The following is a 13,053-nucleotide window of genomic DNA, read 5'->3' on the forward strand; positions in this document are numbered from 1 at the left end:
GAACACAGACCTGAAGCATCTTTTTGAATCTCGGTCAAGTCACCTACCGGGGCGTCACTAGGCCGACTTCCGCGTCATTCCGGGCTTCACGGGACGTCGCGTCCCCGGGCGGGAAGACCGGCCGTGATAGACTGGCTTGCGGGAAAGGGGAAAGTCCACATGGTTTTTGAGGTTGGCGAGACGGTTGTTTACCCCCACCACGGTGCAGCCAAGATCGAAGAGATCAAGATGCGCACCATCAAGGGCGAAGAGAAGATGTACCTCAAGCTCAAGGTCGCCCAGGGTGATCTGACAATTGAAGTGCCGGCGGAGAACGTGGACCTCGTGGGGGTCCGCGACGTCGTCGGCAAGGAAGGCCTCGAGCACGTCTTCGACGTCCTCCGCGCAGAGTTCACGGAGGAGCCCACCAACTGGTCCCGCCGCTACAAGGCGAACCTCGAGAAGCTCGCCTCCGGCGATGTGATCAAGGTTGCCGAGGTCGTGCGCGACCTGTGGCGCCGCGACCAGGACCGCGGTCTCTCCGCGGGCGAGAAGCGCATGCTGGCGAAGGCGCGCCAGATCCTCATCTCCGAGCTTGCACTTGCGGAGAAGACGGACGAGGAGCAGGCCGCGAGCGTCCTCGACGAGGTCCTCGCGTCCTGACGCAGATTCACGTCGAAAGGCCCCGGCGGCGTTTGCCGCCGGGGCCTTTTCTGCGTCCCGGACAGACTCCGCACTGATGACTCCGGACTGGGACCGCCGGGGCGGTGCTCTAGGCTGTAGCGCATGACTGACGCCCCCCGCCCTGCCGCCGAGCTCGCCGTCGTGATAGTGGCTGCAGGGTCGGGGACTCGCCTCGGCTACGGGATGCCCAAGGCGCTCGTCCCGCTCGGCGGCGCCCCGCTGCTCCTCCACGCCCTGCGCGGCGTGGCCGGCTCGGGGGTCGCGTCCCAGATCTGCGTGGCGGTGCCCGCCGGAGACGCGGAGCTCGGCGGGCTGTGCCGCACCTTCGCCGAGGAGTACGGCGCGGATGCCCCGGCGATCACCGTCGTCGAGGGCGGAGAGACCCGCGCTGACTCGGTGCGCGCCGCGCTGGCCGCCCTGGCCCCCGGCACGGCCCAGGTCCTCGTGCACGACGCCGCCCGGCCGCTCGCGCCCGCGGACGTGTTCCACCGGGTCGCCGATGCCCTCACACGCGGCGCCCACGCCGTCATCCCCGCCGTCCCGGTCGTGGACACGATCAAGTCGACGGCGCCGACGGAAGGGGACTCCGCGGGGATCGCCGCCGAGGTGGTCACGGGGACCGCGGTCCGCGAGCAGCTGCGGGCAGTGCAGACGCCGCAGGGGTTTGACGCCGCGACCCTCCTGCGCGCCCACGAGGTGGCGGCGGGATGGCCCGCCGAGCAGGCCGCCGGCATCACCGACGACGCGATGCTCGTCGAGTCCCTCGGCATCCCCGTCTACGTGGTCCCGGGCGACCTCCGCTCGCTCAAGATCACGACCCCCACCGACCACGTCCTCGCCGAGGCCCTCCTCTCGGTCGAGGGCGCAGCATGAGTCCTGTCATCCCGCGCACCGGGATCGGCGTCGACGTGCACGCGTTCGCGCCCGAGGACGAGCCGCGGCCCCTGTGGCTCGGCGGCCTCGAGTGGCCGGGGGAGCGGGGGCTCGCGGGGCACTCCGACGCCGACGCCGTCGCGCACGCCGCGGCCAACGCCCTGTTCTCGGCCGCGGGCCTCGGGGACCTCGGCACCCACTTCGGCACCGACCGCCCCGAGTACGCGGGCGCGCCGGGCACCGTGCTCCTGGCCGAGGCTGCGCGGATCGTCCGCGCGGCGGGCTTCGAGATCGGCAACGTCGCCGTCCAGCTCGTCGCCCAGCGGCCCAAGTTCGGGCCCCGCCGTGGCGAGTCCGAGCGCATCCTGAGCGAGGCGGCCGGGGCCCCGGTCTCGGTCTCGGCGGCGACGACCGACCACCTCGGCTTCACCGGCCGGCGCGAGGGCGTTGCGGCCATCGCGACCGCCCTCGTCTATGTCCCTGGCGTAGACTAGGGGGTCGTTCCGCCCCGACCCGCCCCCTACTTTCGGGAGATTCGCATGAAGAGAGGCTCGATCGCCCTGGTCCTCGCGGCCACGATGCTGCTGACGGCGTGCGGCGCGGAGGGCCGCAAGAACATCCAGGAGAGCTGCGAGTTCCTCAAGACGGACGTCTTCCAGCCCACGGGCAACGCCGTCCAGCAGGCCCGCCAGAAGGCCGAGCACTACCGGGAGGTGGCCAAGCAGCTCGACCCGTCGATCGCGGCCTTCATCGAGACGATGGCAGGCCTCCAGGAGAAGATCGCCTCGTCGTCGACCGGCATCGCGACGCCCGAGCAGCAGAAGCAGCTCACGGACGCCTTCAACAGCATCGGCAAGATCTGCCCGCAGTAGTCGTCCCCGCCCGCCGTCGTCCGCTCAACCCGCCCACCCGACCCGTACCGATACCCTTATCCAGTGACCCTGCGCTTCTACGACTCCGCGACCGCCGAAGTCCGTGACTTCGTCCCCCTCGAGCCCGGCAGGGCGTCGGTGTACTACTGCGGTGCCACGGTGCAGGGCTCGCCGCACGTGGGGCACGTGCGCTCCGCGATCGTGTTCGACCAGCTCACGCGCTGGCTGACGTACCGCGGCTTTGAGACGACCGTGATCCGCAACGTCACGGACATCGACGACAAGATCCTGGCCAAGTCCGCGGCGTCGTTCGAGCCGGACTTCGTGCCCGAGGGCACCTACATCCCGCGCGAGCAGTGGTTCGCCCTCGCGTACCGCTACGAGCAGGAGTTCGAGACCGCGTACGAGGTGCTCGGCGTCCAGCGGCCCACCTACGAGCCGCGCGCGACGGGCCACATCACGGAGATGCACGAGCTCATCGCCCGGCTCATCGAGCGCGGCCACGCCTACGCTGCCGAGGACGGCTCCGGAGACGTGTACTTCGACGTGCGCTCGTGGGAGCGGTACGGCTCGCTCACGCGGCAGAGCATCGACGACATGCAGGCCGCGGGGGACGCCGACCCCCTGTTCACGCACCGCAAGCGGGATCCGCGCGACTTCGCCCTCTGGAAGGGGCGCAAGCCCGAGGACCCGGAGACCGCGTCCTGGCCCTCGCCCTGGGGCCGCGGCCGGCCCGGCTGGCACCTCGAGTGCTCGGCCATGGCCAGCAAGTACCTCGGGCCCCGCTTCGACATCCACGGCGGCGGGCTGGACCTGCGCTTCCCGCACCACGAGAATGAGCTCGCCCAGTCCACCGCGGCCGGTGACGGGTTCGCGAACTTCTGGATGCACAACGGCATGGTCACCTTCGAGGGCGAGAAGATGTCGAAGTCGATCGGCAACGTGATCTCGCCCGCCGAGATGCTCGCCCTCGCGAGCCCGCGCGTCGTCCGCTACTACCTCGGCCAGGCGCACTACCGGTCCGTGCTGGACTACCGGCCCACGTCGCTCACGGAGGCGTCCGCCGCCGTCGAGCGCATCGACGGGTTCATCGCGAAGGCGCTCGCCAAGCTGGGCGTGGCGGACGACGGCGCGGGGTCGCCCCGGGCGGGCCGGGGCCGATTCGGCCACGGGACGGTCCCAGAGGCGTTCGGCGACGCCATGGACGACGACCTCAACATCCCCCAGGCCCTCGCGGCCCTGCACGACACCGTGCGCCGGGGCAACACTGCCCTCGCGGACGGCGACACGGAGGCTGTGGCCTCGGCCCTGGGCGAGGTCCTGACGATGACCCGCGTCCTGGGGCTCGACGCCGCGGGCGGCGGGGGGACGACGTGGCCGGATGGCACTGAGAACAAGAGTGTCCACCGCGCCCTGTCCGCCCTCGTCCAGGCCCAGCTCGACGCCCGCGCCGCCGCGCGCGCCGCCAAGGACTGGGCCGCGGCGGACGCGATCCGCGACACTCTCTCGGCGGCGGGCATCGCCGTCGAGGACACCGCCGACGGCGCCGCCTGGAGCCTCGCGCAGACTACTACCGGAACGGGAGCATAGATGGCTGGCAAGGGACGCCCGGGAGCGATCCGCAAGTCGAAGAAGGGCCCCAGCGTCGGCACCGGCGGGCACGGCCGGAAAGCGCTCGAGGGCAAGGGCCCGACGCCCAAGGCCGAGGACCGCCCGTACCACAAGGCGTACCGGGCCAAGGAGCTCGCCGAGCGCTCGGCTGCGAAGCGGTCCGGGCAGCCGGGGCGCCTCGCCGCCGGCCGGGCCGGGGCCGGCGCGCGCTCGAAGCACGCCGAGGAGATGGTCACGGGCCGCAACTCCGTGGTCGAGGCGCTGCGCGCCGGGGTCCCGGCGAAGACGCTCTACGTCGCGGTGCGGATCGAGATGGACGACCGCGTGCGCGAGGCCATGAAGCTCGCCGCGGAGGCCGGAATCCCGCTGCTCGAGACGCAGAAGCCCGAGCTGGACCGCATGACGGACGACGCGATCCACCAGGGCCTCGCCCTGCAGGTCCCGCCGTACGAGTACCCCGACGCGTTCGAGCTCGCGGAGTCGACTGTGGAGAAGTGGAAGAAGGGCCACATCGGCTCGGCGCCGCTCTTCGTCGCGCTCGACGGGATCACCGACCCTCGCAACCTCGGCGCGATCATCCGCTCCGTCTCGGCCTTCTCGGGCCACGGCGTGATCGTCCCGGAGCGCCGCTCGGTGGGCGTGACGGCCGCGGCCTGGAAGACGTCGGCGGGCGCCGCCGTGCGGGTTCCCGTGGCCAAGGCGCCGAACCTCAACACCGTGCTGCGCCAGATGAAGGAGATGGGCATCTTCGTCCTGGGCCTGGACGGCGGCGGGGATGTCGCGCTGCCCGGGCTCTCCCTCGCGACCGAGCCCGTGTGCCTCGTCGTGGGCTCCGAGGGCAAGGGCCTCTCGCGGCTCACGCGCGAGCTGTGCGACCAGATCGTCTCGATCCCGATCGATTCGGACATGGAGTCGCTCAACGCCGGCATGGCCGTGGCCATCTCGCTCTACGAGGTCTCCACGCGCCGCGCGGCGTCCGAGGCCAGCTGAGCCGAGGCCTCAGAAGCGGACGCGGTTGGCCAGGACCGGGAGCGCCTCCCGGGCCTTGGCCACCTCGGCCACGTCGAGGTCCACGTAGAGCGTCTCGACGCCGGTCCCGGCCCGCTCCACAAGGTGGCCGAACGGGTTCACGACGGCGGAGCGGCCAATGCCCGTCGGCGCACCGGGGCGGGCCTCGACTCCGGCGGCCTCGGGGTCGGCCTGGCCCACGGCGACGACGAAGCTCGTCGAGTCTGCGGCCCTCGCCCGCACGAGCAGGTCCCACTGCTCGGCCTTGCCGGGCCCGGGGGCCCACGAGGCGCACACAAGGTGGACCTGGGCGCCGGCGTCGGCCATGGTCTGGAAGAGTGCGGGGAAGCGCACGTCGTAGCACGTCGCGAGGCCGAACATCACGCCGTCGAGCGTGAACGTGACCGGAACGGTGCCCGCGGTGACGGTGTCCGACTCTTGGAATCCGAACGCGTCGTAGAGGTGGATCTTGTCGTAGTGCGCCTCGACGCCGCGCCCGTGCACGAGCAGCGTGTTCCGCACTCGGCCGTCCTCGCCGGGCGTGAACATCCCGACGACGACGGCGACCCCCGCCTCGTCGGCGGCGGCCCGGACGGCGGTCGCCCACGGGCCGTCGAGCGGCTCGGCGACGTCGACGAGGGAGTTGCCGAAGGCCCGCATGGTGGCCTCGGGGAAGACGACGAGGCCGGCGCCCCGGGCCGCGGCCTCGGCGACTTTGGCTCGGACGAGGGCGAGGTTGTCCTCGAGCTCGCGGGAGGTGGTCAGCTGGACGAGGGCGATGCGCATGCGAACAGTATGGCCCTGTCCCCGTCACGTTCGCCCCGGGACGCGCCCCCGCGGCATGCCGGATACTAGGATGGGCGTGCTGAAGGGGAGCCGCGCGCGGACGGTGCCTGCCGTGGACAACGAAAGGACGTTAGGCCCCTCGTTCGGGTCGGGATGCAGATGAGCATGAGCAACATGACGATGCCGCTGGCGTTCGTGGTGACGCCGTCGCAGCCGTTCCCGCTCGGCCTCACGGCTGCCCGCGCGGCGGAGCAGCAGGCCACGCACACCGTCAACCTCGCCGTCTACGCCCCAGGCCTCGAGGCCGTGGACGTCCACTTCCTCGACGCCGCGGGCGTGTGGCACAAGGAGCCCCTCCCCGAGTTCACCGACGGCGTGCACCACGGGCTCGTCGCGGGCATGCCGGAGGGCACGAGGTACGCCTTCGCGGCGCGCACGGACGACGCCGGTCGCGTGCCTGCCGCGGGCAGGGGCACCCTCCTCCTGGACCCCTACGGCAGGGCCGTGGACTGCGTGGACGGCCAGTGGCTCAACGTCCACGTCCACGCGCACTTCGACTGGGGCGCCGTCGTAAGGCCCAACATCCCGATGAGGGACACGATCATCTACGAGGCCCATGTCAGGGGCCAGACGATGCTGCACCCGGACATCCCCCAGGAGCTGCGCGGCACCTACGCGGGCCTCGCGCACCCGGTCATGATCGAGCACCTCCAGCGCCTCGGGATCACGAGCGTCGAGCTGCTCCCAGTGCACTTCCACCTCGACGAGGCCCACCTCCAGGACCTGGGCCTGACGAACTACTGGGGCTACAACACCGCGGCGTTCTTCGCCCCGCACCCCGACTACGCGACGGCTGCCGCCCGGGAGGCGGGCCCCCAGGCCGTGCAGGACGAGTTCAAGGGCATGGTCAAGCTCCTGCATGCCGCGGGGCTCGAGGTGATCCTCGACGTCGTCTACAACCACACCGCCGAGGAGGGGCCGGACGGGACGACCCTGAGCTTCCGGGGCCTCGGCGACCGGCAGTACTACCGGTGCGACCCGGACGGCCGGTACATCGACACGACCGGCTGCGGGAACACGCTCGACTTCTCCAATCCGCGCGTGGTCCAGCTCGCCCTCGACTCGCTCCGGATGTGGGCCGAGGAGTACCACATCGACGGGTTCCGGTTCGACCTCGCGGTCACGCTGTGCCGGGACGGGCAGCATGCCTTCACCCCCGCGCATCCGTTCCTCGTCGCCGCCTCCCAGGACCCCGTCGTCTCCCGCACCAAGCTCATTGCCGAGCCGTGGGACGTGGGCATGGGCGGCTGGCAGACCGGCCAGTTCCCCCAGGGCTGGGCGGACTGGAACGACCACTACCGGGACACCGTGCGCGACTTCTGGCTCGCCGACCGGGGCGTGATCGACGCCGGGGGGCTGGGCGGGTCGACGGCGCGCCTCGCCGATGCGGTCTCTGGCTCGCACGGGCTGTTCGCGGCGTCGGGTCGAACGGCCCTCGCGTCGATCAATTTCGTCACGTCTCACGACGGGTTCACCCTCGCGGACCTCACCGCCTACCACCGCAAGCACAACGAGGCCAACGGCGAGCAGAACCGCGATGGCCACAGCCACAACCGCTCCTACAACCACGGATTCGAGGGCCGCACCGAGGTCGAGTCGATCATCGCCGCCCGCACGCAGACGGCCAAGAACGTCATGGCCACCCTGCTCGTGTCCCTCGGCGTGCCCATGATCACCGCGGGCGACGAGTTCGGCCGGACCCAGCAGGGCAACAACAACGCGTACTGCCAGGACAACGAGACCACGTGGCTCAACTGGCACCTCGACACGGCCGGGCGCGAGATGCTGGACCACACGAAGTGGCTCATCCGGATCCGGCGGGACTTCCTCACGCGCCAGCCGGCGAGCTACCCGACGCGCGAGGAGAGCAACTACTTCCACTGGTTCGGCGCCGACGGGCTGCCCATGGATCCGGATCGCTGGCAGGACCCCCGCCACCGGCTCCTGCAGTTCCTGCTCGGCTCCAAGGACGGCTTCCTCGACGGCCTCGTGGTCATCAACGGCGGCCCCGAGAAGATCGAGACCGTGTTCCCCGAGGCCACCGTGTTCCCCGATGCCGAGGAACGCGAGCTCGCGTACGAGCTGCGGTACTCGACCGCGCACCTGACCGAGCAGCGCATCGGCACGGTCTTCGCGAGCGGCCAGGAGGACATCGCCGAGCCCTACTCGATCACGATCTTCCGGGCGCGCAGCACGGACTAGCCCGTACCCGCCTCGAACAGCGAAGCGGGGCCGGGACCTCAAGGTCCCGGCCCCGCTCCTGCTACGGCTCAGGCGTTGACCACGAGCCCCAGCTCGGCCTTGGAGGCCAGGCCCTCGTGCCGGGGGATGACGCGCACGGTGTACCCGAACGCGCCTGAGTGGTCGATCGTCACGGCGCCGGCGAAGAGGTACCGCCCGTTGCCGAGGTTCTCGCTGGCCTCGAGCTCGGCGAGGCCGATCGTCGCGATCTCGTCCGACTCGTCGACCTTGCCGTAGGCGAGCTCGACGAGAACATCCGTCGGGTTGAGGACGCCGAGGTTGAGATAGGTGCTGACCTGCAGCTTGTCGCCGATCTGCGGGACGTCGGAGAGCCCTCCCGAGTCGATGTGCTCGACGTGGACCTGGGACCAGTTGCTGCGCACGTGCTTGGTCCACGCGGCGAGCTCGCGCGCGTGCCGGTACCCGTCCGCCATGGCCTTGCGCCCCGCTCCGGCCGCCGGGGTGTACAGCTTGGAGACGTAGTCGCCGAGCATGCGGTCCGCCGAGACGGCGGGGCCGAGGTGCGAGAGGGTGTGCTTGATCATCGAGATCCACTGGTTCGGCACCTCGGACGGGTCCTCGATCGATGGGCCCGCGGCGCCGGCGGCGCTCGCCCCCAAGCCCGAGGCGCCGTAGAAGCGCGGAGCCACCTGGGTCTCGAGCAGCTCGTAGAGCGCGTCCGCCTCGATGTCGTCGCGCTCCGCCGGGCTCGCCTGGCCGCTCGCCGTCGGGATCGCCCACCCGTTGGAGCCGTCGTGCATCTCGTCCCACCAGCCGTCGAGGACGGAGAGGTTCAGCGAGCCGTTGATCGCGGCCTTCATGCCGGACGTGCCGCAGGCCTCCAGCGGGCGCAGCGGGTTGTTGAGCCAGACGTCGCAGCCCGGGAACAGCGTGCGCGCCATGGCGATGTCGTAGTTCGGCAGGAACGCGATGCGGTGCCGGACCTCCGGGTCGTCGGTGAAGTGGACGAGGTCCTGGATCATCTTCTTCCCGGCATCGTCCGCGGGATGGGACTTGCCGGCGATGACGATCTGGATCGGGTGCTCCGGGTCGAGCAGGAGCCTCTTGAGCCGGGCCGGGTCACGGAGCATGAGGGTCAGACGCTTGTAGGTCGGCACGCGCCGGGCGAAGCCGATCGTGAGGACGTCCGGGTCCAGCACGGAGTCGGTCCACCGGAGCTCGGCCTCGCCCGCGCCCCGCTTCCTCCACGAGGCGCGCAGCCGGCGGCGGACGTCCTCGATGAGGCGCATGCGCAGCTGGCGCCGCACCTCCCAGATCTTCTCGTCGGAGACGTTGAACACGAGGTCCCAGCGTCCGCCCACGCCGGAGCCGGGCTCGAGCTCCTCGGCCATGGCCGCGATCGAGGGGTCGACCCACGTCGGCACGTGCACGCCGTTGGTCACCGAGGTGATCGGCACCTCGGAATGGTCGAAGCCGGGCCACAGCCCCGAGAACATGGCCCGGGACACCTCGCCGTGCAGCTTCGCGACGCCGTTCGCCCGCTGGGCGAGGCGCAGCCCCATCACGGCCATGTTGAAGACGGAGGGGTCGCCCCCCTCGTAGCTCTCCCGGCCGAGCTCGAGGACCTTCGCCGTCGGGACGTCCGCGGCCAGGCCCGCATCGAAGAAGTACTTGATCTGCGCGGCGTCGAAGCGGTCGATGCCCGCGGCCACGGGCGTGTGCGTCGTGAACACCGTCGAGGAGCGAACGGCGACGAGCGCCTCGTCCCACGAGAGGGCCTCGGGGCCGCTCATGAGCTCCTGGATCCGCTCGATGCCGAGGAAGCCCGCGTGCCCCTCGTTCGTGTGGAAGACCTCGGGCGCGGGCCCGCCGTGGAGCCTCTGGTGGATGCGGATCGCCTTGACGCCACCCATGCCCAGGAGGAGCTCCTGCTGGAGGCGGTGGTCCCCGCCGCCGCCATAGAGGCGGTCCGTGATCTGGCGGGCGCCGTCGTCGTTCGCCGGCACATTGGAGTCCAGCAGCAGGAGCGGGACGCGGCCGACGTCGGCGCGCCACACGTGCGCGTGGAGCTTGCGGCCGTTGGGCAGCGGCAGCGTGACCACGCACGGGGTGCCGTCCGGCTCCTTGAGCTGCGTCAGCGGCAGGGCGTCAGGATCGATGACCGGGTACGTCTCCTGCTGCCAGGCGTCCCGGGAGAGCGACTGCTTGAAGTAGCCGGCCTGGTAGAGGAGGCCGACGCCGATGAGCGGCACGCCGAGGTCCGAGGCGCTCTTGAGGTGGTCGCCGGCGAGGATGCCGAGGCCGCCCGAGTACTGGGGAAGGACCTCCGTGATGCCGAACTCGGGGGAGAAGTAGGCGATCGCGGTAGGCGCGTCCGGTCCGAGTCCCTGGTACCAGCGCGGCTCCTCGAGGTAGGCCCGCAGGTCCTCAGCGGCTGCCCGGACGCGGTCCACGACGCCGCCGTCGAGCGCGAGCTCCTGGAGCTTCTCGCGCGTGATGAGCCCGAGGAAGCCCGCCGGGTCATGCCCGCTCTCCCTCCACAGCACGGGGTCGAGGCTCTCGAAGAGCTCGCGCGTGGGCTCGTGCCACGACCAGCGCAGGTTCATGGAGAGGGTGTCGAGTGCCGCGATCGGCTCGGGGAGCACGGTGCGGACGGTGAATCTACGGATGGCCTTCACGAGCGTCACCCTAGTGCAGTCCAGCGCCGTCCTGAATAGGCGCAGGTTACGGATTGGTGAATGACGAGAAGACACGTGTGCAAGGGCCCGTCGAGCAACACGACGGCCGGCGTCACAGCCTTCGCAATCGTGTCGCGCCCGGGCTATGGTGGCGCTTGGACCGGCCTGACGGCCATGCCCGCATCGGAAAGGACGTCCCTTGCCCGCACTCGAGCCCAACCTTCCCGCGAAGTTGCGCTTTGGCCGTTTCCCCATCACCGACGTGCAGCCCGTCGTCGAGGGCGGGGCGTTCCCCGCGAAGGCGGTGGCAGGGGAGAGCATCGTCGTGAGCGCGACGGCCTTCCGCGAGGGGCACGACCAGCTCGGCGTGACCGCCGTCCTCTACACCCCCCGCGGCAAGGAGAAGGAGCGCGTGCGCCTGCAGCCGCTCGGCAAGGGCCTGGACCGGTGGCACGGGATCCTGACCCCGCCCAAGACGGGCGCGTGGACGTTCCAGATCGAGGCGTGGCACGACCGTTACGGCACGTGGCACCACAACGCGGAGGTCAAGATCGCCGCCGGGATCGACGTCGAGCTCATGCTCGCCGAGGGCGCGGCGCTCTTCGCCGAGGCGGCGGAGGAGTCCGCGCGCTCGGCGGCGGACCGCGCGGTGTTCCGTGCGGCGTCTGATGCGCTCGGGAACACGTCGATGTGGACCGACGACCGGTTCGCCGCGGGAGAGAGCGAGGAGGTCCGGGCAGCGGTCGGGCGCCTCCCGATCCGCGAGCTCGTGGCCGTGAGCGAGCATTTCCCGCTCCTCGTCGAGCGCGAGCGCGCCGGGCGCGGGTCGTGGTACGAGTTCTTCCCGCGCTCGGAGGGCGCGTACCGGGACCCGGCGTCGGGCGTCTGGACCTCGGGCACGTTCCGCACCGCCGCGGAGCGCCTTCCCGCTGTCGCCGCGATGGGCTTCGACGTCATCTACATGCCGCCGATCCACCCGATCGGGCGGGCCTTCCGCAAGGGCCCGAACAACACGCTCACGGCCGGCCCGAACGACCCGGGCTCGCCGTGGGCGATCGGCGCCGCCGAGGGCGGACATGACGCGATCCACCCGGACCTCGGCACGTTCGACGACTTCGACGCCTTCGTGGCCCGCGCCGAGGAGCTCGGACTCGAGGTCGCCCTGGACCTCGCGCTCCAGGCCTCGCCCGACCACCCCTGGGTCACGGACCACCCCGAGTGGTTCACGACCCGCGTCGACGGCTCGATCGCGTACGCCGAGAACCCCCCGAAGAAGTACCAGGACATCTACCCCCTGAACTTCGACAACGACCCCGAGGGCCTGTCGAAGGAGATCCTGCGGATCGTGAACCTGTGGATCGACCACGGCGTGAAGATCTTCCGTGTGGACAACCCGCACACGAAGCCCGTGTGGTTCTGGGAGTGGATCATCGCGAAGGTGAACAAGAAGAACCCGGAGGTCGTGTTCCTCGCGGAGGCGTTCACGCGCCCGGCCATGATGAAGGCCCTCGGCCGGGCCGGCTTCCAGCAGTCCTACACCTACTTCACCTGGCGGAACACGCGCGCGGAGCTCGAAGAGTTCTTCACGATGATCACGAAGGAGTGGGCGCCGTTCTACCGGCCGAACCTCTTCGTGAACACCCCGGACATCCTCACCGAGTACCTCCAGTACGGCGGGAAGCCGGCATTCAAGATCCGCGCGGTGCTCGCGGCGACGGCCAGTCCGATTTGGGGCGTGTATGCGGGGTACGAGCTCTACGAGCATGTGGCCCGACCCGGAGCGGAGGAGTACATCGACAACGAGAAGTACGAGTACAAGCACCGCGACTGGGCGGCCGAGGAGGCCGCGGGCCGCTCGCTCGCCCCGTACCTGACCCGGCTCAATGAGATCCGGCGCGCGCACCCCGCCCTCATGGACCTGCAGAACCTGACCCTGCACGAGTGCACGGACGACGCGACGCTCGTGTACTCGAAGCACAAGGTCAACGACGACGGCTCGAAGGACACCCTCATCGTCGTCGTCAACGTGGACCCGCACTCGGCGCGCGAGTCCATGGTGACCCTCAAGCTGGACGCGCTCGACATCGACCCGGACCTGTGGGGCGATGACGGGAAGTTCCGTGTCGACGATCTCATCACCGGACAGTCGTGGCAGTGGGGCGAGCACAACTACGTGCGGCTTGACGCCCACGTCGAACCCGCGCACATTCTGCACGTGAGGCGGTAGAAGGGACGCCAGTGCAGCGCTAACGTGGCGTAGACCCGCCACCGTGCCACACACGATGAAGGAGTTCCACAGC

General features: G+C 70.5%; 10 protein-coding genes. 8 read left to right on the plus strand and 2 right to left on the minus strand.

All coding sequences use genetic code 11. The features are described 5' to 3' along the window. The first annotated feature begins 159 nt into the window (after nucleotides 1-159). The 6 genes from ACUYMY_RS03715 (at nucleotide 160) to rlmB (ending at nucleotide 5,009) form a co-directional block, all read left to right on the plus strand. Nucleotides 160-642, plus strand: coding sequence for a CarD family transcriptional regulator (locus ACUYMY_RS03715; protein WP_043124850.1), 483 nt, complete (start codon nucleotides 160-162; stop codon nucleotides 640-642). Between the two features lie 123 nt (nucleotides 643-765). Then, the gene (ispD, locus tag ACUYMY_RS03720) at nucleotides 766-1,536 is read left to right on the plus strand and encodes a 2-C-methyl-D-erythritol 4-phosphate cytidylyltransferase (RefSeq protein WP_481702287.1); all 771 of its coding nucleotides are present in this window, start codon (nucleotides 766-768) and stop codon (nucleotides 1,534-1,536) included. After that, nucleotides 1,533-2,030 (plus strand): 2-C-methyl-D-erythritol 2,4-cyclodiphosphate synthase, encoded by a 498-nt coding sequence (ispF, locus tag ACUYMY_RS03725; RefSeq protein WP_481702288.1) that lies wholly within the window; start codon nucleotides 1,533-1,535, stop codon nucleotides 2,028-2,030. The genes ispD and ispF overlap by 4 nt, the downstream gene beginning before the upstream one ends. Nucleotides 2,031-2,075: 45 nt before the next feature. After that, nucleotides 2,076-2,408, plus strand: a complete 333-nt coding sequence (locus tag ACUYMY_RS03730; protein WP_481702289.1) for a hypothetical protein — start codon at nucleotides 2,076-2,078, stop codon at nucleotides 2,406-2,408. Between the two features lie 63 nt (nucleotides 2,409-2,471). Continuing rightward, complete coding sequence (gene cysS, locus ACUYMY_RS03735) at nucleotides 2,472-3,998, plus strand: cysteine--tRNA ligase (RefSeq protein WP_481702290.1); 1,527 nt, start codon at nucleotides 2,472-2,474, stop codon at nucleotides 3,996-3,998. Further along, nucleotides 3,999-5,009, plus strand: a complete 1,011-nt coding sequence (rlmB, locus tag ACUYMY_RS03740; RefSeq protein ID WP_481702291.1) for a 23S rRNA (guanosine(2251)-2'-O)-methyltransferase RlmB — start codon at nucleotides 3,999-4,001, stop codon at nucleotides 5,007-5,009. It begins immediately after the preceding gene. 9 nt (nucleotides 5,010-5,018) lie between these two features. Here the strand turns inward: rlmB and ACUYMY_RS03745 are convergent, their stop codons facing one another. Next, nucleotides 5,019-5,813 carry a carbon-nitrogen hydrolase family protein gene (locus ACUYMY_RS03745; protein ID WP_481702292.1) on the minus strand — a complete coding sequence of 265 codons (795 nt, stop codon included), beginning with the start codon at nucleotides 5,811-5,813 and terminating at the stop codon, nucleotides 5,019-5,021. Between the two features lie 174 nt (nucleotides 5,814-5,987). On the opposite strand from ACUYMY_RS03745, the gene glgX reads away from it, so the two are divergent. Beyond that, complete coding sequence (glgX, locus tag ACUYMY_RS03750) at nucleotides 5,988-8,075, plus strand: glycogen debranching protein GlgX (protein WP_481704947.1); 2,088 nt, start codon at nucleotides 5,988-5,990, stop codon at nucleotides 8,073-8,075. Between the two features lie 68 nt (nucleotides 8,076-8,143). On the opposite strand, the gene glgP is transcribed toward glgX, so the two are convergent. Beyond that, complete coding sequence (glgP, locus tag ACUYMY_RS03755) at nucleotides 8,144-10,753, minus strand: alpha-glucan family phosphorylase (RefSeq protein WP_481702293.1); 2,610 nt, start codon at nucleotides 10,751-10,753, stop codon at nucleotides 8,144-8,146. A 199-nt stretch (nucleotides 10,754-10,952) separates the two neighbouring features. Here glgP and ACUYMY_RS03760 point away from each other — a divergent pair, with 199 nt between their 5' ends. After that, entirely contained in the window at nucleotides 10,953-12,980 is a 2,028-nt protein-coding gene (locus tag ACUYMY_RS03760; RefSeq protein ID WP_481702294.1) for an alpha-1,4-glucan--maltose-1-phosphate maltosyltransferase, read from the plus strand. The last annotated feature ends 73 nt before the right edge of the window (nucleotides 12,981-13,053 follow it).

Source organism: Sinomonas sp. T428B, from assembly GCF_056780155.1.